The following is a 20,010-nucleotide window of genomic DNA, read 5'->3' as shown; positions in this document are numbered from 1 at the left end:
CTGGTGCGCCGCACCAGTTGGGCGGCGGCGAATTTCGTCAACTCAACCGCAGACCCGGACGCCCTCGTTATTTCCCAGCGGGACTGGGAACGCTTGCTGGATCAACTGGCCTCGACGGCCTGAAATGGCCAAAGTCGAGGTAAAGACGTCCTGCGCGATCCCAAACACCTGAAGACTGCTCGATCACCGGCGCGCGCTCACCCCCGAGGAGCGGCTGGAAGGTCTCGATCCTGCGCTCATCGAAGCCTGGCAGAAGCCTGATCTGTATGAACAGGTGGGCCAATGCTACCGGGTGGAATGGTCGCGTGGCACCCTGCTGGTGGAGCCGTTGTCGTCGTTGCAGGAATCTATTACGCTGTGGCGGCCCGATGGGAATAACCCGGTCACCGAGACCGAGCGACTCACCAAGGAATTGCTCATGCCTCACTTGTCCGAGGCGCACCGGGCGGTGCGGCTGCAGGGCGCACGTGCGACATGACTGTTGGGCGGTGGCGGCCGAGCGGGGCTTTCTGCGGGAGGCAAGCACGGCTTCTTCCATTGGTTGCGCGAACACTGACCAGGTTGGCAGGGCAGCCGACTGTCCGAGGCGCTGCTGGAGTGCGTTCGCTTGGCGACGCCCTTCCAGATCTGATGTCCTGGACTCCGGTTATTCAGGTTGAGTGATCCTGGTCGACGCGTCAGACTGACCGACTTGTCCGCGGACCGGGCGCCGTGTCCGAACCCGCAACCAGTCGCCGCGTCACCGAGACCTGTACGTCCGCGCCATGGATCTGTCTCCTTTCGCTCACCTTTGGGTCTTGTTCGCCTTGGCCTCGGCGTTCTTCCATGCCTCGCGGCTGGCGGTCACCAAGCATCTCAGTCTCAGTTTTTCAACCGAGGCGCTGACCTTCTACGTCAACCTGGCGAGTCTTGTTGTGACCTTGCCGTTGGTGATCTGGTATCACGATTTCCCTTACGAGAACTCTGACTATCTGCTCGCGGTGGCGGCGGGCGGGGTTCTTTCCGGGTTGGGCGGCTGGGCGCTCAACGCGGCCCTGCACCGCACCGAGGTCTCGCTGGTCGGGCCGGTGATGACCCTGACACCGGGTTTTGCCATCGTCATCGAATGGTTCCTGACCGGCGATCTACCTGGGCGAATCGGGCTGCTCGGCGTGGCCATGCTGGTAGCGGGGGGTTATGTCCTGAGCTTGGGTGAGCATGAGCCGCGCTGGTATCTGCCGTTCAAGCGGCTGTGGCTGGAGCCCGGCAGCGTCCTGGCGATGGTGGCCGCGGCCTGCTTCGCGGCAGCCAGCGTGTTCGGCCGGATCGGCATCCAGTTGAGCGATCCGCTGTCCTTTTCGGTGATGGTGGCGGTGATCAATCCGCTGATCCTCTGGGTGTTGTTCACCCTGCGGGATCACCGTTTCCATACCCGGCTGATCACCCCGGAGGCGCGTCGGCAACTGCGTCCGCTGCTTCTGCTCGGGGTCCTATTCGCGCTGATGCGGATCGCCGACCAGATCGCGCTTGGTCTGACGCTGGCGTCCTATGCCATGGCGGTGAAGCGCACCGCCGGAGTGTTCTCGGTCTTCCTCGGGCGCTGGTTCTTCAACGAGGGGCATCTGGCGCCGAAGTTGCTCGGTGCGCTGATCATGCTGCTCGGGGTCCTGGCCTTGACGCAATAGGTTTAGTTCTACTTCGTTAAATTTAAAGTCATGAAAGATATGTATAATTTGAATAAAATGCGAGCTTAATTTGCGCTCCAAAAGGCCGGTCAGGACGAAACCGTCCTGACTGGCCTTGCCGCTATCCCGAGACCGCCCGGTGCCGGCGGTTCAGGCGGCGACGACCTGGATGTCGCCGGCCGTCAGGGCTTTGGGGCGGGTCAGGGTCGCGAGCAGGGACAGCCCGCCGACACCGTTGCCGTTGCTGTCGAAGGAGAGCGCCCCGGTGCTGCCGTTGTAGATGAACACGGGGTTGGCACTGGTCAGCGCCTGACCGAAGAGCTTAAAGCGATCTGCCGTGAGAGTACCCGCGGTCAGTCCCTCGAAGTTGGCGCTAACGACCTGGATCTCGTCGCTGCCGACGGCGAAGTCCGTCAGGTTGTCACCGCCGTCGCCAACCGTCACGAACTTGAAGGCGTCGGCGCCGCTCCCGCCGGTGAGCGTATCCACGCCAGCCCCGCCGGTGAGTGTATCCGCACCCAGGCCACCGGTGATTGTGTTGTTGCCCGTGTTTCCCGCCAGGGTATCATCGAAACTGCTCCCGAGCAGGTTCTCGAAGTTGACGAGCGTGTCGGTCCCCGCACCGCCAGTCGGCTGGGGCGTTGTGATACCAAGGTTGACCGTCACAGCGCTGACGGCGGACTGGTAAGACACGGTATCCGTGCCCTCACCACCGTTCAATTCATCGTAACCCGCACCACCGTCGATCACATTGTTGCCCGCGCTGCCGGTCAGCCGGTCATTGAAATTGCTCCCGAGCAGGTTCTCGAAATTGAGGAGCGTGTCGGTCCCTGCACCGCCGGTCACCTGTGCTGCTTTGAGACCGAGATTGATGGTCACGCCGCCGCCAGCGGACTGGTAGGAGAGGGTGTCGGTCCCAGCCCCCCCGTTCAAGGTATCGTTGCCCGCGCCACCGTCGATGGCATTGGTGCCGCTGCTGCCGGTCAGCCGGTCGTTGCCGTTGCTCCCGAGCAGGTTCTCAAAACTTAGGACGCTATCGGTCCCGGCACCGCCGGTGACTTGGGCCGTCGTCAGGCCAAGATTGAGGGTTACGCCACCGCTGGCGGACTGGTAGGACAGGGTGTCAGTCCCGGTGCCTCCGTTCAAGGTGTCGTTGCCCGCGCCACCATCGATCACATTGTTGCCGGTGCTGCCGGTCAGCCGGTCGTTGAAACGGCCCCCGAGCAGATTCTCGAAGCCCTTGATGGTGTCGGTACCCGCCCCGCCGGTGACCTGGGCCGACGTCAGACCGAGGTTGAGGGTGACGCCGCCGCTGGCGGACTGGTAAGAGAGGGTGTCGATCCCGGCACCCCCATCCAGCACATTGTTACCTCCATGACCACTCAAGGTATCGTTGAATCTGCTCCCCAGCAGGTTCTCGAAGTTGCTGATCCTGTCGGTCCCGGCCCCGCCGGTCGCCTGGGCCGTCGTCAGGCCGAGGCTGACGGTTACACCGCTTTCGGCGGACTGATAGGAGAGGGTGTCGGTTCCGGTGCCGCCGTTCAAGGTGTCGTTGTCGGCACCGCCGTCGATCACATTGTTTCCCGAGTTGCCGGTCAACTGGTCGCGGAAGCCGCTCCCGAGCAGATTCTCAAAATCCAGGATGGTGTCGACCCCTCCGCCGCCGGTGCTCTGGGCCGCCTTCAGGCCAAGATTGATGGTGACACCGCCATTGGCCGACCGGTAGGAAAGGGTGTCGGTCCCGGCACCGCCGTTCAGAAGATTGGCACCCCTGTCACCGCTGAGGGTGTCGTTGAAGCCAGTCCCGAGGAGGTTCTCGAAGTTACGGATGGTGTCGGTCCCGGCCCCGCCGGTCGCCTGGGCCGAGGTCAGGCTGAGATCGACCGTCACGCCAGCGCCAGCGAGCTGGTAGGAGAGGGTGTCGATTCCGACGCCACCGTCCAGGACATTGTTGCCCGCGTTTCCGCTCAAGGAGTCGTTGCCATCGCTCCCGATCAAGTTCTCGAAGTTTGCAATGGTGTCAGTCCCGGCCCCCCCAGTGGCCTGGGCTGTCGTCCGGCCGAGATCGACGGTGACACCCCCGCCGGCCAATTGGTAGGAGAGGGTATCGGCCCCGGCGCCACCGTTCAGGACGTTGTTCCCTGAGTTGCCGCTGAGGGTGTCATTGAAGGCACTCCCGATCAGGTTCTCGAAATTGCTGATCGTGTCGGTCCCGGCACCGCCGGTGACCTGGGCCGTGGTCAGGCCGAGATCGACGGTCACACCCAGCGTGGCGGACTGGTATGAGAGGGTGTCGGTACCGGCCCCGCCGTCCAGGGTATCATTGCCTGCACCACCCTCCAGCACATTGTTACCCGAGTTGCCGGTCAACCGGTCGTTGGCGTTGCCCCCGCGCAGGTTCTCGAAGTTCGAGACGGTGTCGGTTCCGGCCCCGCCGGTGACTTGTGGCGTAATCAGGCCGAGGCTGACGGTCACTCCAGCACCAGCGAGCTGGTATGAGAGGGTGTCGACCCCGTTGCCCCCGTTCAGGGTGTCATTGCCCGCGCCGCCTTCCAGCAGGTTGTCCCCCGTGCCGCCGGTCAGGATATCGTTGTACCCGCTCCCGATCAGGTTCTCGAAGTTGCTGATCGCGTCGGTCCCGGCCCCGCCGGTCGCCTGGGCCGTCGTCAGGCCGAGGCTGACGGTTACGCTGCCTGCGGCGGACTGATAGGAGAGGGTATCGGTCCCGGCACCCCCGTTTAATGTGTCGTTGCCAGCACCACCGTCGATCAGGTTCTCGCCTGAGTTGCCGGTCAGTCGGTCGTCAAAGGTACCCCCGTGCAGGTTCTCGAAATTCCTGATCGTGTCGGTTCCGGCGCCGGTGACCTGGGCCGTGGTCCGGCTGAGATCGACGACGACGCCGACGCTGGCCCACTGGTATGAAAGGGTATCGATGCCGCCACCCCCATCCAGGATGTTGTCGTTCATGTCGCCACTCAGGCTGTCGTTGAAGGCACTCCCGAGCAGGTTCTCGAAGCTCTGATTGAGGATCGTGTCGGTCCCGGCCCCGCCGGTCACCTGAGCCGTCGTCAAGCCGAGATTGAGGGTCACGCCACCAACGGCAGACTGGTAAGACAGGGTGTCGACCCCGGCGCCACCATCAAGGGTGTCGTTTCCTGCGCCGCCCTCAATCACATTGCCGCCTGAACTCCCCGTCAGTTTGTCGTTGGAACTGCCGCCGATCAGATTCTCAAAGTGGCTGATGGTGTCGACCCCGGCCCCAACGGTGGTCTGTTGGGTCGGCAGGCCGAGGTCGACCGTCACGGCACCGGTGGTCGACTGGTAGGAGAGGGTGTCGATCCCGGCACCCCCGTCCAAGAGGTCGTTGCCCGCGCCACCCTCCAGCAGATTGTTGCCCGAAGTGCCCGTGAGCGTGTCGTTAAAGGCGCTTCCGATCAGGTTCTCAAAGCCGCTGATGGTGTCGGTCCCGGCCGCTACCGTCCCTTGAGCCGTCGTCACGCCTAGACTGACGGTCACCCCGACCCCCACGCCGACTGCCACGGCGGCAGTGGCCGACCGATAGGACAGGGTGTCGGTACCGACACCGCCCTCCAGCACATCATCACCCGCGCCGCCCTCCATCCAGTCATCGCCCCCGCCGCCCCGCAGGGTATCGGCGCCGGTCAGGCCAATGAGCACGTTGGCCCCGGCCGTCCCGGTCACGTCGTCGTCGAACTTGGTCCCGGTCAGGTTCTCGATACCGAGCAACGTGTCGAAACCCGAGCCGCCGGTGTTCTGGCGCGAGGTCCGCGTCAGTTCGACAGTGACCCCGGCGCCGAAGCTGGCGGGATAGGCGAGATCGTAGGACACGGTATCGATCCCGGCCCCACCGTCCAGGATGTTATTGCCGGTGGTACCGACCAGGCTATCGTCGAATGCACTGCCGATAACGTTCTCGAAATTGCGCAAGGTATCGCTGCCCCCGCCACCCGTGGCGGTGCCTACGACCCCCAGCCCCCCCAGATTCACGATGACCTTGGCTGCTGCCGAGGCATACGAGATTGTGTCTAAGCCCAATCCGCCATCCAGGGTGTTGGCGCTGGCATGATTTCCGGTGATGAAGTCGTCGTAGCTGCTGCCGGTGAGGTTTTCGATATTGAGCAGGGTGTCGAAACCCGAGCCACCGGTCGCCTGGGCCACACTCAGGTGGAGATCGATGGTGACGCCGGACCTGGCGCCAAACTCGTAAGAGACCGTATCGAGCCCGGCGCCACCGTCGAGCGCATTGTCGCCACGGTTGGCCCACAGGGTATTGGCGAGCATATTGCCGGTACCGTCAAGGTCGGCGGAACCCATGAGCTGCAGGTTCTCAATATCCGCACCTAGAGTGTAGTTGATGCTCGACCGTACGGTATCAATGCCTCCCGCGGGGATGCTAATGGGGTAAGAAGTCAGGGTCTCATAGACTCGGTCTCCGGGGTTATCGACGATATAGGTATCATTGCCATTACCCCCGTAGAGCGTGTCGGCGCCGACTCCACCGTCGAGCCGGTTAGCCCCCGCATTGCCGATAATGACATTGTTGAGCGTGTTACCAATCCCGACAGTGGGCGGACTGGCCGGAAGAGGATAAACCCCGGTCAGCGGTAAGAGCCTCAGGTTTTCAATGTTTGAGGGTAGCCGGTAATCGACCCAGGAGTATACCGTATCGATCTGGTTGAGAGCGGCGTTGGTCTCGACGACCGTATCGCTGCCATCCACGATATAGCTATCGTTGCCATCGCCGCCGATCAATAGATCGGCACCGCTATTGGCCACAAATGTCCGCCAGCCGCTCCCCCCGCCGAGCACATTCGCCCGGGCGTCGCCGGTCAGGACGTCGTCGTAGGGGCTACCGATCACATTCTCGATGCGGATCAAGGTATCGACCCCGGAACCGAAGGTGTTCTGGGCGGTGTCCAGACCCAGGGTCACGGTCACGCCCGCCATCGCCCCGAACTGGTAAGAGACCGTATCCCCGGCGAGCGTCGCATACTCATCCGGATTCTGGCCGACGACAGAGAGGGCACTGTTCCCGCCGCCGTCGATGACATTGTCCCCGGTATTGGCGTAGATAATGTTGTCCAGGGCGTTACCGGTGCCATTCAGATCCGCTCCGCCCATGAGCTGAAGGTGCTCAACAAAGTCGGGCAAGGTGTAGCTGATGGTCGTCTGGACCGTATCGACCCAATCGATGAGGATGTACCCAGTGCCGTCGTTGCCGGTGAAGTTGTTGTTGTCTCGCTCGATGACGACATCGCCGACGTTGTCCACCACATAAACGTCATCGCCGCTGCCGCCGATCATGACATCGGCGCCGGTCCCGCCGTCCAGCGTATTGAACCCCGAGTTGCCGATGATGGTGTTGTCCAGCGTGTTGCCGGTGCCATCGATGTCGTTGATTGTGGAACTCGGTGAAGGTAATGGTCGGTCGACGAGGATCAGGTTCTCGACATTGGCTGTGAGAGTATAGCTGATAACCGTCTTGACGGTATCGATTCCTCCGGTGATGGTGGGGTTGACCTCGGCTACGATGTCACTAGCCTGAGCGACTTCATAGGTATCGTTGCCATCACCGCCCATCATGATGTCCGCGTCGAGGCCACCGTCGAGATAATCATCTCCGCTGCCACCATACAATTGATCAGCGCCGTTGTCCCCATACAGTGTGTCGTTGCCTTTACCACCGTCCAGCCAGTCGTTACCCAGGCGTCCGCCTAACGCATCATCGCCGCCCAGCCCCAGAAGCATATCGTTCAAGTCGGTGCCAACCAGGCCGTTGGTCAAATCGTCATTGCCGGTATTGGCAGTGTCATCGCCGACGATCAGCATGCCTCCGCTGGAAAAGCGAATGTTGATTGGGTCATTTCTGCCCGTGACCTGCTCCAGCGTCATGCCGATCAGGGTGATCTTCTTGGCCGGTAGCGCTGGGCGTCCCGCGCCGCTGGCCGGCAGGCTTGGATACCCGAGGATAAGGTTGGGGCCGGCCTGGTAAATGATCAGTTCGTTCGCCAGGTAGCGGAACGTGGTCGAGCCTGGAGGTATGTCAAAGACTAATTGATCGGTAATAGGATTGAAGCTGAGCGTCTGGCCATCCGCCAGTGTGCTGAAGTTATGAGTTGTCATAGTTCCATCCTCTAAGTGATTTCTGTGCGCCAGGCGCAGCCTGGGTCTTGCGGCAGCCCGACAGAGGCTGCCAAGTCACATGCCGACTGAACAGGTCGCTGCGCCCTGTCGCGTGCGGATCCAACGTGGCATTCGGGGAGGGAATGATCGGGGAAGGAGAGCGGATGATGAGGCTCCAGCCGCTGACAGCGCGGCGTTGGGAACATCATCGGTGCAAATGAAGTCGACCGGTGGCACGGCGGCGGGGGAGTGCCCGCGGACTGCGGAAGTGGCGCCAACCAGAAAATGAGGGGAGGTCATCCGTGCTTCACCGGCCATTGGAAGCGGAAAAACTCAGGCTGCATGGGCCTTCGGTCTCGGCTCTGGAGTCAAGCGTTAGCCCTAAGAGTAGCTTGCGGTTTTCCCGAATACAAGTGCATGAGGGTGTCGGCAGGGCGCAAACCGTCCCCGTCGTCCATTGTTGGAAGCGACATCACGCTTCAAGCAAAATCCTGGGCAGCATCGCTGATCGATGGGGTCGCCTACGTGACGGATCGGTGCAGGGTGCGCGGTTGGTGGTAGAGATACTCCGGTGTTGCGGTTGGCGCAGATGCAGGGGCAGCGCTTCTGGGTCGAACGGACGTTCCAAGACGGCAAGAGCCACGCCGGACTCGATTATTACCAGGCGCACGGCTGGCGGGCTTGGCATCACCACATGGCGTTGGTCATGATGGCGATGCTGTTCATGTTGGAGGAGCGCGTCGCCGCCGCCGTCTGCAAGTCTGCGAAGCGGCTGCTCCAGCCGCGCGCGTCGTGCCTCGATTACGACAGCGACAGCGACAACGACTGTATGATCTGTTTAACTTGTTTTTGACTCGTTACTTAGCGGTGCTGCAGCGACACGACTGGCTCAAGCGTCGCGTCCGGAGCGTCGCGGCCCTCAGCAATACGGGCCGTACGTTCCTTGAGGTACTGGCCGAGGACATTTTTCAGAGCGATCAGCAGTCCCAGCCCAATGAAGCCCCCGGGCGGCAGGATGGCGATGAGTGCCCCGTGGTAGCCGTCGCCCAGGCTGAAGCTCAAGCCCTTAGCCCAGTCCCCGAGCAGCAGGTGCGACTGGGAAAAGAGCGTGCCCTGTCCGATCAGTTCGCGCAGGCCCCCCAGGGTCACCAGGACCAGGGTTGAACCGAGTCCCATGGCGATGCCATCCAGGAAGGCGCGGTCCACGCGGTTCTTGGAGGCGAAGGCCTCGGCGCGGGCGATGATGATGCAATTGACCACGATCAGCGAGATAAACAGCCCCAGGATCTGATAGAGATCGAAGAACCAGGCCTGCATCGTCAGCTCGACCATGGTCACGAACGACGCGATTACGACGACATAGACCGGGATCCGCACCTCCGGGCGCACGAGCGGGCGGATCAGCGAGATGCTGACATTAGAGGCGGTCAAGACGAAGGTGGTCGCGATTCCCATGCCCAGCCCGCTGGTCGCGGACGTGGTGGTGGCGAGCAGGGAACAGAGTCCGAGCAGGGCGACCAGGGACTGATTGTTGGTCCACAGTCCATCGGTAATGATCCGGCTGTAGGTCGGCGGTGTTGCCATCAGGATGCCTCCGGCGCGTGGTGCCGGGCGACCGGCGGTTCGCCGTAAAGCCGTGCACCTTGGGATCGCACATAGAGTAGTGCGTTTTTCACCGCCGTGACAATCGCCCGCGGGGTGATGGTCGCCCCGGTGAACTGGTCGAAGGTGCCGCCGTCGCGCTTGACGGCCCACTGATCCAGTGTCGGTTGATCCAGCGACTTGCCGTTGAAGCGGTAAATCCAATCCGATTTGGCCTCGTCGATCTTGTCTCCCAGGCCCGGAGTCTCGCGGTGTGACAGAACCCTGACCCCGCCCACACGGCCGTCCGGCAGCACCGAGATCAGCAGATGGATGGGGCCGGCATAGCCGTTCTGGACCACCGGATCCAGGATCAGCGCCACTGGCTGGTCGCCGCGGCGCACCCGATAGATCCGGGTCCGTGCGATCCCCAGCCGGTCAGGGTCGCTCACCTCGATGTGGTCCGCCAGTGGGTCATTGTCACCGCCGCTCGGGACAATTGCCGCCAGCTTGCGCTGCATTGCCTGCCGTTGATTGGCGGCGATGCGATCCGCCATGGCGGCCTTGGTGACCGCCACCAGGCTGACGCCGGCGACCGCGAACCCGGCGAGAACCAGAGCGGCGAGTAAAATGGGCTTTGGATTCATCATTTGGAACAGCGATTATTCGCGGCTGGATTCGTCTTTGCTCGTTACCGCGATTGATTGCCGTGGCCGAAGACGCGGGGTTGGGTGTAGTGGTCGATGGTGGGGGCGGCAATGTTGAGCAGCAGCACCGAGAAGGCGACGGCATCCGGATACCCGCCCCAGGTGCGGATCACGAAGACCAGGACACCGATCATGGCCCCGAAGATCAACTGGCCGCGCGGGGTGGTGCTCGCGGTCACCGGGTCGGTGGCGATGAAGAAAGCGCCCAGCATGGCGGCGCCGCTCCATAGATGAAAGGCCGGGTCCGGATACTGCTGGGGGTCGATCAGCCGGAACAGCCCGGCCAGCATCAGCAGGGAGCCGAGCATGGCGACCGGAATCCGCCAGGTGATGACCCGCCGCCACAGGAGATAAAGCCCGCCGGCCAGAAAGGCGCTGCTCACCCATTCCCAGCCGCGCCCGCCCAGGCTGCCCCACCAGGGCGCGCCGCGGATCGCCTCCATTACCTGATGCGCGCGCAGTTCGGCGCGCAGTGCCTCCAGCGGGGTGGCGGCCGACAGGGCGTCCCAGGAAAGGTCCGGCGGCAGCGCGCCGAACAGGATCAGGCGCCACGACTCTGTCAAAGACAACGGATGCTGCGTCAACAGGTGAGGCGCAAGCCAGTTGGTCATCTCCACCGGGTAGGCGATGAGCAGGAAGACATAGGCTGCCATTGCCGGGTTGAAGGGGTTGTAACCCAGACCGCCATAGAGTTGCTTGACCAGCATGATGGCGAAGCCCATCCCGAGCAGAGTCAGCCACCAGGGCAGCGTTGGCGGAATGGCGCAGGCGAACAAGACCGCCGTCACCACCGCGCTATAGTCCCCCAGCGTCGGCAACACGGGGCGGCGGCGCAGCCGCAGCACCAGGGCCTCGGCGGCCGTCGCGAACAAGATCGCGAGCACGCAATTGATCAGCAGGCCCCAGCCGAAAAACCAGGTCATGACCAGCACGCCGGGGATCAGCGCCAGCAGCACCTGGAGCATCACCTGATCGACCCGATTGGCGCGCGGGCCGTGCGGCGATGAGAGGACAGCGGCGGTCATCGTGGAAGCAGCCGGCGGCTGTTTGCGTTATCTGGGGTCATTGTTCTGATCCATTGGTCGATAGCGAGTGCCAACCGGCGAGCGCGCGGTCAGATCTGGTCAAGGGGCTCAGTTCGGGGTTGGGCCGCCGCCTTCTTGGCCGCGGCACGTTGTTTGGCGGCCTCGATCAGGGCGCGTCGCGCGTCCAGGTCGCCGTCGCCGGCGCGACCGGGAACCGCCGCGGCGGTCGTTTCGTCCAGCATCTCCCGCTTCTTGCGCAGTTTGGACTCGCGCTCCTGCTCCAGTCGCTCCAGGCGGGCCTGCCGGGCCTGATGGCGGGCGCGGGCCTGATCAGCCTTGCGACGTTCCTCCTCATGCGCCCAGATCGCGTTCTTGGCGAACCGATAATACTGGACCAGCGGGATATGGCTGGGACAGACCTGGGCGCAGCAGCCGCATTCGATGCAATCGAACAGGTTGTAGCCCTGGGCCCGGTCGAACGCCTTGGCGCGGGCGTGCCAATAGAGTTGCTGAGGCAGCAGCCGCACCGGGCACACCTCGGCGCAGCGTCCGCACCGGATGCAGGCCAAAGCCGGGCCGGGGTCCGGGGCCTCGGCCGCGGTCAGGGCAAGCAGGCAGTTGAACGCCTTGGTGATCGGGATTTCCAGATGGCTGAGCGCGAACCCCATCATGGGACCGCCACACAGCAGCCGCCGCGGCGTCTCACGAAAGCCGCCACAGTGCGCGACCAGATGAGCGAGTGGTGTACCGACGGGGACCGCCAAGTTGCCCGGTCGGGCCACCGCCCGTCCGGTGACGGTGACCACCCGCGCGATCAGCGGCTGACCCAAAAGAACCGCATCGGCCACCGCGGCCGTCGTGGCCACGTTCTGGCAGGCGACCCCGATTTGGGCGGGGAGGCCGCGGGTCGGAACCTCCCGTCCGGTGAGGATGCGGATCAACTGGCGTTCACCACCGCTCGGGTAGCGGGTCGGCACCGGTACGATCCGGATGTGTGGGTCGGGGCCGGTTTGGGCCAGGACCGCGGACAGGGCGGCGATGGCCGCGGGCTTGTTGTCCTCGATGCCGATCAGCACCCGCTCGGCCCCCAGCAGCGTACGGATGATCCGCGCGCCCTCCAGGACCTGGACGGACCGCTCGCGCATCAGCCGGTCATCGCAGGTGATGTAGGGTTCGCACTCGACGCCGTTGATGATCAGGGTTTCGATACGCCGCTCGGATCTGAGCTTGACGCTGGTCGGGAAGGCGCCGCCGCCGAGACCCACCACCCCCGCCCAGTGCACCCGCTCGCGCAGCAGCGCCGGGTCCAGGTGCGGATAATCGGTCAGCGGCGCGGGGAGCGGCGCCCAGGCGTCTTGTCCGTCGGTGGCGATCACCACGCAGGGTGCGGGTAGTCCCGATGGATGCGGGATCAGTCGCTCCTCGATGGCGATCACCGTGCCGGAACTGGAGGCATGCACGGCGGCGCTGACATAGCCGTCCGCCGTGCCGATCACCTGGCCTTTGCCCACCTGGTCGCCAACCCGCACACCGGGCCGGGCCGGCGCGCCGATGTGCTGGCGCAGCGGAATGACGAGCAGCGGCGGCAGGCGCAGCGGTTCAATCGGTCGGTCGCTGGACAGGGCCTTCTCATCCGGCAGGTGGAGTCCGCCATGAAAGGTCCAGAGCCGCAATTGCCCGTGCTCGGATTCCGGGTTGGAGGCACGCATCCGACTAAGCTGCCAGGCGCTCGGTCGGCGCCGGCCAACGCCAATGGGCAATATCGCTACCCACCGGGACCATGCGGATGCAGGCGACCGGGCAGGGCGACAGGCAGAGTCCGCAGGCGGTGCACTCGGCGGTGAGGACCCCGTGCAATTGCTTGGGCGCTCCGACGATGGCATCCACGGGGCAGGATTGGACGCACAGCGTGCAGCCGATGCACGCTTGATCGTCGATCAGGGCGACCTTGGGTGTCTGTGCCTCGGCCTCCAGGGGCTCGGGTTCGCGGCCGAGCAGATCGGCCAGTGCACGCGCGGTCGCCTCCCCGCCGGGAATGCACTTGTTGATGGCGGCGTCGCCCTTGGCCACGGCCTCCGCGTAAGGGCGGCAGCCCGGATAACCGCACTGCCCGCATTGCGACTGGGCGAGCAACGCATCGACTTGGTCGGCGATGGGGTCACCCTCGACCCGAAACCGGATGGCCGAATAGCCCAGCAGCAGACCCAACACGGCGGCCAGCGTGGTCATGGCGAGGATGGCGGTCAGCACGGCACTCGCCTTACCGCGAGACCAGTCCGGCGAAGCCCATGAAGGCGAGCGACATCAGACCGGCCGTGATCATGGCGACGGCGCTGCCCTGGAAGGGTCGGGGTACGTCAGCCACGGTCACGCGCTCACGAATACCGGCGAACAGGATCAATACCAGCGAGAAACCGACGGCCGCGCCGAACCCGTAAACGGCGGACTCCACCAGCGTGTGTTCTTGCTGCGTATTGAGGATCGCGACGCCGAGCACGGCGCAGTTGGTTGTGATCAACGGCAGAAAGATGCCCAGCACCTGATAGAGGACCGGGCTCTGGCGGTGCATGACGGTCTCGGTGAACTGCACGACCGCCGCGATCACCAGTATATAGGCGATGGTGCGCAGGTATTCGATCCCCAAGGGTAGCAGCACATAGGATTCCACCATCCAGGTGCAGACCGCCGACAGGGTCATGACGAAGGTGGTTGCCAGGCCCATGCCGAGTGCCGTCTCGAACCGCTTGGAGACGCCCATGAAGGGACACAGGCCGAGAAACTTGACCAGCACGAAGTTGTTGACCAGCACCGTGCTGATCAGGATCAGGGCGTACTCAGTCATGCGGCGTCTGCTGGACTGCTGATTGTGTTGCTTGTGTAGCGCGCGACCCCGAGCCGCAGGCCCGGACTGTCTAACATCGGGAGCATACGCGAGCCGACTCATCCGCGACAACTGTGCAAACTCAAGGTTTTTGGACTACGCTCCCGCTGCTGGCCGGTAGTCGCAGCCCAGCGGTGCTTTGCGCGGCCACTCGCCCAAGCAGCGACCGTGCGACATCAGCCCCCGCCCGGCGGCCGGAGTGCAGCGCCCATTGGATCGAGGGGGCGCTGCGGTACTCACCGCACACCCAGAGCCAGTCGGCGACCCGTTGCCCGGCGCCCCCCGGATAGGGGACCGGCGGCGTCTGCAACGGCAGGGCCTGGGGTATCCGGTACACGGCAAGCCGCTCCCAGCCCCGCACCTGATCACCGAACCAGCTGGCGAGTTCGCGGCGCAGGATGGTCTCCAGTGTGTCCGGGTTGTGTTCTGCCCCGTGGCAATTGACGCTCACCAGCGTTTGACCCGCGGGGGCGTAATGGCCGGACAGGTTGCTCGGGCACAGCAGGCTGTTGACGTGTCCGTGGCCCTCGCCGTTGAGGACCAGGTAAGGTCCTTCGATGGGCGCTCGCGCGGCTGCGAAATAGACACAGGTGGTCCCGCGGCCCGCGGTGGTCGCCGGGGGGCTGCCGGACTGATCGAGCAGGCGCGCGGCGGCGGGTCCGCTGGTGGCGATCACCAGGGCGCGGGCGCGCAGGCGCTCGCCGGAGGCGAGTGTGACTGCCCGTTCGGTGATGCTCTCGACGCGGCACCCGGTACGGACTTTGGCACGGGTCAGCGCAGCTGCGAGTTGCGCCGGAATCTCGCCCATGCCGCGGGCCGGCAGTGAGGTGTCTCCCAGGGCGAAGGCGCGGAAGACGAATTCGAAGGCGCGCGACGAGACCGCCAGCTCCGGGTCGAAGAACACCCCGCTGAAGAACGGCTTGAAGAAGCGATCGATGATCCGTGCGGAAAAGCCCAGGGTGCGCAGATAGGCGCAGGCCTCGGTTTCCGGACGGTTATAGAGTGCTTCCAGATCCCCGCGCAGGCAGCGGTGCCGCAGTCGCAGCAGCCGTAGCTTATCCGCCAGGGTGCCGACCGGTGAGACCAGCATCTCCGGCAGCCGCAGCGGGCGCCGCCAGACATCGCTGACCCGCCGCAGGCGCCCGCCGACGCGCACCAGCGCGCCCGGATAAAAGGGTCGCAGGTCGAGCCGGTCGTAATCGAGTAGGCGCCGCGCATCCGGATACCAGGTCTGCAGCACCTGAAACCCGCGGTCGAGCAGGAAGCCCTGACGCTGGTCGGTCCGAATGCGCCCGCCGATGCCGTCGGACGCCTCCAGCACCAGGGGTTCGAGCCCGTTGTCCCGCAGCGTCGACGCGCAGGCCAGGCCGGCCAAGCCGGCGCCGATGACGATGACATCCGCATTCATGGCCCGGTCACGCCCTGCGCTTGCGCTTAGTGATATTGCTCGGCGGAATAATGGCCTGGGGCATGGCGGCGGTGGCGAATCAGACCGCGCGCCTCCAGGATCTGCTTGGCATCCTTGATCATCGCGGAGTTGCCGCACAGCATCACGTGGCTGGACTCCGGATCGATCCGGGCGGCCGCCTGCGCTTCCAGCACGCCGCTGGTCAGGAGGTCGGTGATGCGCCCGTGCAGGGTCTGCGGCTGCGTTTCCCGGCTGATCGCCTGGATCAGGCTGAATTGCCGCCCGTGCTGGGCCGCGATCGACGTCAGGGTCTCACTGTAGACCAGATCGGCTGCAGCGCGCACGCCATGGACCAGGATGACGCGTTTGAAGTGCTCCCAGGGGGCCGCCGTGCGCAGGATCGACAGGTAAACCCCGATCGCCGTCCCGGTGGCGAGCAGCCACAGGGTGTCGGCGGGCGGCACCGACTCCAGGGTAAAGATGCCCCCGGCCTGGGCCGCGACCCACACCGGATCGCCGATCTTCAGTTCCGACAGGCGCGGGGTGAGCGGCCCCTCCGGCACCTCGTTGAAAAGGATTTCCAGGGGGCGATCCTGGGGTGCGTTGACCAGCGAGTAGGGCCGTCCCACGCGATCGGTGCCGATATCCAGGGCGATTTTCGTGTACTGACCTGCCATGAAATCCGCCATCGGGGCGTCGATCTGTATACTGTAAAGCCCGTCGGTCCACAGGTGTTTGCCGACGACCGTGCCTTTGACCCATTCGCTCATTTTCGTTCCGTTTACATCGGGGAGTTGCTGATGATTAAGAAGTCGCGGGGCGCGCCGATCCGATCCGCCTCGCTTCCCAGGACATTGGTCCTCAGGTCGCTGCATTCAAATCACCGGCTGCCTCGGTTCTGGTCGGGTCGGGACTGGTTGCATTCCCCCAGGGGCACACTATCTCCCAGCCGTCCAGCCTGCGAGCTGACCGCTTTTTGGCCTTTCATAGCCGTCGGACGTGATTACCGGACGTAGGGGCGGGTTTCAAATCCGCCCCTATCCCTAAGGGTCTGTCTGGATATCGGACGAAGGCTATATTATTGGAGACTTGACGTGAAAACAGCTTTGTTCGCCCTTGGTCTCGCCGCGGTCAGCGCCGGTGCCGACCCCACATCCTGTCCACCCTTGCTGGACGTCACCTTGCGTCGGCTGGCGGGGGATGAGCAGGTGAACCTGTGTGAGGCCTACCGCGGCCAGGTGATCCTGGTCGTCAACACCGCCAGCAAATGCGGCTTCACCTCCCAGTACGAGGGGCTCGAAGCACTTTACCGCAAATACAAGGATCAGGGATTCGTCGTGCTGGGCTTCCCGTCCAACGATTTTATGAGTCAGGAGCCGGGGAGCGAGGAGGAAATTCAGAAATTCTGCCGCCTGACCTACGCGGTCGAGTTCCCGATGTTCGAGAAAGTCAGCGTCACCAAGGGCAGCGCGACACCCCTGTTCGAGCGACTCGCCGCGGCCGGCGCCCCTTACCCCAAGTGGAACTTCTACAAGTATTTGATCGATCGCCAAGGGAATCTGGTCGATCACTACGTGAGTTTCACCGCACCGGACGGCGGGAAGATCGAGAAGGCGATCGAAAAACTGCTCTGAGGTCGCCGCGCTCTCATGGCCGGTGATCGCATGCCTGGTCAGCGCTTTGGCAGGACGCAAGCGCGCTCTGTCTGGCTCGCGTGCAGCCTGTTGTTGTGCGCCATGCCGCTCGCGGCCGGCCTCCTGACGACGGAGCGGACCTTGGCCGATTTTACTTTCGTCGGCGAGGACCTGGACTACTTCCACGACCCGGAGGGCCGCGCTTTGTCCGTCGACAGTGCGATGGCCGTTCCGGTGACCGACCCGAACCTGGGTGACGGCAGCGCGGACCGCGCGCCTGAGCCCCTGGGCGGATCCCTGCATCTTGGCGCCAGGACCGATCGCTTCGGTGACTTCCGCGGCGCGGACTTCAATGCCTTCGGCAGCTTACCGGCATTGGCGACTCGTCCGGCAGCCGCATTACTTAACGACTCGGTGAAGGCGGAGAGTCCGGGCACCCGGCTGGGTGGCCTGGAGTGCCTGTTCGAGCGTGACCGGATCAGCGGCCCACTGGTCGGCCAATACCGCCTCGTCGGCATTTTTGCCTTGGCGGCCGGTGTCGACGAGGTGACCTGGGTTCAGGGCTTTGCAGACGGCGCCGCGGCCCTGCGTTTGCTGCACGCCGAGGACGCGGGCACCGGATCGCCGGGAGAGATCAAGGCCATCCCGGCGCCGGACACGCTCGGGCTCTTGGCGTCGGGCCTGTTCCTGCTGTGGCGGCGTCGCCGCGCTAACGCGGCCCAAAGCGCAAACCGGCAGTCGCGAACAGAATCTCCCGCAATAACAGGATCAGCGCGGCAATCAAGGTCAACATGGCCGCGACAAACAGGCTCGCGACAACCGCTGAGCTTTCGAAAGAAAACATGGCACTGAGAAATAGCACCGCGATCACCGCCGAGATCAGCAGGGCGGTGGTGGTGCACAGTCCGATGGCCAGACTGATGATTTGCGCCCGCCGCGACAAGGCCGCCAATTCTTCATGGAGCGGACCCGGGGGGAGCGGCTTGGCCATTACCTCTTCTTCGATCGCGCGGGCGCGATCGACCACGCGCGCCAGGCGGGCCGCCATGACCCCGAGGATCGCCGCGATCCCCGAGAGCAGGAAGACCGGCGCGACCGAGAGCTGAATGACGTGGGCAATGGCTGAAATCGTTGGTTCTGTCGGCATGGGGTCTGTGAATCGGTAAGTCATGGAACGGCGCCGTCGGCTGAACCGACGCGTGCCGCGTTATATAGCCATCGGGCGTGATAACCGGATGTAGGGGCGGGTTTCAAACCCGCCACCACACCACGGGTCTGTCCGGATATCAGGTAGGAAGGCCATACCTTGAGTCGCGCAAGACCACCCCCGTCATTCCGGCAGGATGCCGGAATCCAGGGCCAGGGATGGAAAGGCTCAGCCAGTGCCGATCGACGAGATTAAACGGAACGGCCTGCTAACAGCATTCGATCTCGAGTGATTCGAGCATGGCGGCCAGGTCGGCCTCGTCCCAGCGCTCCAACAGGTCGCGCAGATCGTTGAGGTGGCAGTGGATATGGTAAAGCGCATCATGATGGGTCGGCCCCTGAGTACCGTCCAGTTTGGCGGCGAAATAATCCCAGAACGGTTCTTGCCGTCCGTCTTTGGCCATCGCGGTACGCAAAATGTCGACAAATTGCCGCGCTTTGGCGTCGCAATCCAGGCCGAGGAAGCTGACGTAACGGTCAAGGGTGGGGCTGTCGGTCGATTCAGGCATCGTGGTCAGTTGGGGGCATTGGGGTTGGCGGGTCGTCACATTGCCGTGCGGCTGCCGTGCCGACACCGCTTAGGGGCGCGTGGTTAGGTCGAAGTGTGACATCAAACGCTGGCCCCCAGGAAGCTGAAACAGCTTTAGTTGAAGAGCGGAGCCAACCGTGCCAGCACTTCGTCCATGATAGAAGCCGGTACGGTTTCCAGCCTGTAGGCATTGCGTGCGCGCAGGTCGAGGGTGTGCGGCTGATCGCAGCGAATCACACCCGTGGTGCTCGTCCCGGCGCCTACGAGTGACACCGCGAATCCCTTGCTGCGGGCGAAGTTGCCGCCGCTGGTGATCGGCACCACCACCGTGGTTTTGGTCAGCCGATTGAAGGCGGTCGGAGAGGCCACCAAGACCGGACGCGTACCCTGCTGCTCGTGCCCCGCGCTCGGGTCGAGCGACACAAGCCAGATAGCGCCGCGCTCCACTCCAGCAGCTCACGACCGACCGGGCGGTCGTCGAGCCAGACGCGATCCTCGTCGCTGACCTCAGCCGATGCGTCGCATTGGCCCAACAGTTCGTCCAGACTGTAGTGCGGTGTCGGGCTCGACTCGATCACCAGTCGGCCCCCATCAACGGTCTCGCCGGCCCGCAGGTGCAGCAGGTCCAAGATGGCGGGGAGCACAGTCAACATGACCGAACCGCCCACCTTACGCAGTGTCGTCGTCAGCTTTGGTATCGCTTCACGGAGCATGAATTATATCTAAGTAGTGCCTGAAAGTAAACCGCAAAACATCAAGCTGCACAATCTGTTATAATCTGATCCCAAGATCGAAGCTGGTGCAGCGCGCTCCCAATGGGGCGCGAGTGAAATTCGTAACCCACTGATTTGCAAAAGCCAAGATGTACACGCAGCCGGTTTCCCAGGGGCATTCGGCCCCAAACCGAATAAGAACCCGTTAAACTTCGTCATTCGATACCCCCCATGCGCCAGGTCATCAATCCCCAGTTGCAGCTCGGTGAGGTGGACATTGCCGCCATCGTGCTGGACCCCAAATCGCGGGACGACATTCCGCAGTGACTGCGGGGCCTGCAATACATCTACACCACGGCCGCGGTGCGGGAGCGGGTGTTTGCCATTTTGGAGGAAGTCATCCCCGAGGGGCTTCATGGGAAGGCCGATGCGCATACCGGGCGTCCCGGCATGGAGCAGTGGAAGATCTTGGTCCTGGGCACGGTGCGTCTCGGGCTCAACATCGATTATGACCGCGT

Annotated in this window: 16 protein-coding genes and 1 pseudogene; 5 read left to right on the top strand and 12 right to left on the bottom strand. The window is 63.8% G+C overall.

The features are described from left to right. Positions 1-292 precede the first annotated feature (292 nt). Together QZY03_RS11430 and QZY03_RS11425 are read left to right on the top strand one after the other, a co-directional pair. Complete coding sequence (locus tag QZY03_RS11430) at positions 293-478, top strand: hypothetical protein (RefSeq protein ID WP_295581087.1); 186 nt, start codon at positions 293-295, stop codon at positions 476-478. A gap of 286 nt (positions 479-764) precedes the next feature. After that, entirely contained in the window at positions 765-1,664 is a 900-nt protein-coding gene (locus QZY03_RS11425; protein ID WP_295581085.1) for a DMT family transporter, read from the top strand. Positions 1,665-1,814: 150 nt separating this feature from the next. On the opposite strand, the gene QZY03_RS11420 is transcribed toward QZY03_RS11425, so the two are convergent. After that, entirely contained in the window at positions 1,815-7,808 is a 5,994-nt protein-coding gene (locus QZY03_RS11420; protein WP_295581082.1) for a calcium-binding protein, read from the bottom strand. A gap of 580 nt (positions 7,809-8,388) precedes the next feature. Here QZY03_RS11420 and QZY03_RS11415 point away from each other — a divergent pair. Next, a complete protein-coding gene (locus QZY03_RS11415; RefSeq protein WP_295581080.1) occupies positions 8,389-8,661 on the top strand; it encodes a hypothetical protein in 273 nt (90 codons plus the stop codon). An 8-nt stretch (positions 8,662-8,669) separates the two neighbouring features. On the opposite strand, the gene QZY03_RS11410 is transcribed toward QZY03_RS11415, so the two are convergent. The 8 genes from QZY03_RS11410 to QZY03_RS11375 form a co-directional block, all read right to left on the bottom strand. Then, positions 8,670-9,392, bottom strand: a complete 723-nt coding sequence (locus QZY03_RS11410; RefSeq protein WP_295581078.1) for an electron transport complex subunit E — start codon at positions 9,390-9,392, stop codon at positions 8,670-8,672. Next, positions 9,392-10,036 carry an electron transport complex subunit RsxG gene (rsxG, locus tag QZY03_RS11405; RefSeq protein WP_295581089.1) on the bottom strand — a complete coding sequence of 215 codons (645 nt, stop codon included), beginning with the start codon at positions 10,034-10,036 and terminating at the stop codon, positions 9,392-9,394. Before rsxG ends, QZY03_RS11410 begins: the two co-directional genes overlap by 1 nt. Before the next feature lie 44 nt (positions 10,037-10,080). Continuing rightward, complete coding sequence (gene rsxD / locus QZY03_RS11400; RefSeq protein ID WP_295581076.1) at positions 10,081-11,121, bottom strand: electron transport complex subunit RsxD; 1,041 nt, start codon at positions 11,119-11,121, stop codon at positions 10,081-10,083. Between the two features lie 89 nt (positions 11,122-11,210). Beyond that, a complete protein-coding gene (gene rsxC / locus QZY03_RS11395; protein WP_295581074.1) occupies positions 11,211-12,830 on the bottom strand; it encodes an electron transport complex subunit RsxC in 1,620 nt (539 codons plus the stop codon). Between the two features lie 4 nt (positions 12,831-12,834). Continuing rightward, on the bottom strand, positions 12,835-13,371 hold the full coding sequence (rsxB, locus tag QZY03_RS11390; protein ID WP_295581073.1) for an electron transport complex subunit RsxB: 537 nt from the start codon (positions 13,369-13,371) through the stop codon (positions 12,835-12,837). 10 nt (positions 13,372-13,381) lie between these two features. Continuing rightward, complete coding sequence (gene rsxA, locus QZY03_RS11385; protein WP_295581071.1) at positions 13,382-13,963, bottom strand: electron transport complex subunit RsxA; 582 nt, start codon at positions 13,961-13,963, stop codon at positions 13,382-13,384. A gap of 121 nt (positions 13,964-14,084) precedes the next feature. Then, complete coding sequence (locus QZY03_RS11380; protein WP_295581069.1) at positions 14,085-15,410, bottom strand: NAD(P)/FAD-dependent oxidoreductase; 1,326 nt, start codon at positions 15,408-15,410, stop codon at positions 14,085-14,087. A 26-nt stretch (positions 15,411-15,436) separates the two neighbouring features. Next, entirely contained in the window at positions 15,437-16,180 is a 744-nt protein-coding gene (locus QZY03_RS11375) for a ferredoxin--NADP reductase (RefSeq protein ID WP_295581067.1), read from the bottom strand. Positions 16,181-16,504: 324 nt separating this feature from the next. Here QZY03_RS11375 and QZY03_RS11370 point away from each other — a divergent pair, with 324 nt between their 5' ends. Then, a complete protein-coding gene (locus tag QZY03_RS11370) occupies positions 16,505-17,044 on the top strand; it encodes a glutathione peroxidase (RefSeq protein WP_295581065.1) in 540 nt (179 codons plus the stop codon). Positions 17,045-17,753: 709 nt separating this feature from the next. Here QZY03_RS11370 and QZY03_RS11365 read toward each other — a convergent pair. The 3 genes from QZY03_RS11365 to QZY03_RS11355 all read right to left on the bottom strand — a co-directional run bounded on the left by QZY03_RS11365 (position 17,754) and on the right by QZY03_RS11355 (position 19,226). Then, positions 17,754-18,191 (bottom strand): DUF2721 domain-containing protein, encoded by a 438-nt coding sequence (locus QZY03_RS11365; protein ID WP_295581063.1) that lies wholly within the window; start codon positions 18,189-18,191, stop codon positions 17,754-17,756. A gap of 268 nt (positions 18,192-18,459) precedes the next feature. Continuing rightward, positions 18,460-18,759 carry a N(2)-fixation sustaining protein CowN gene (gene cowN / locus QZY03_RS11360; RefSeq protein ID WP_295581061.1) on the bottom strand — a complete coding sequence of 100 codons (300 nt, stop codon included), beginning with the start codon at positions 18,757-18,759 and terminating at the stop codon, positions 18,460-18,462. 134 nt (positions 18,760-18,893) lie between these two features. Continuing rightward, positions 18,894-19,226 (bottom strand): type II toxin-antitoxin system PemK/MazF family toxin, encoded by a 333-nt coding sequence (locus QZY03_RS11355; protein ID WP_295581059.1) that lies wholly within the window; start codon positions 19,224-19,226, stop codon positions 18,894-18,896. A gap of 497 nt (positions 19,227-19,723) precedes the next feature. On the opposite strand from QZY03_RS11355, the pseudogene QZY03_RS11350 reads away from it, so the two are divergent. Continuing rightward, positions 19,724-20,010 (top strand): annotated as a pseudogene (locus tag QZY03_RS11350) (ISNCY family transposase); the annotation flags it as partial.

The organism is uncultured Lamprocystis sp. (assembly GCF_903933125.1).
Lineage (GTDB): Bacteria > Pseudomonadota > Gammaproteobacteria > Chromatiales > Chromatiaceae > Thiodictyon.
Note: the sequence above shows the minus strand (reverse complement) of the source record. Positions and strands in the feature narration are given on the sequence as shown.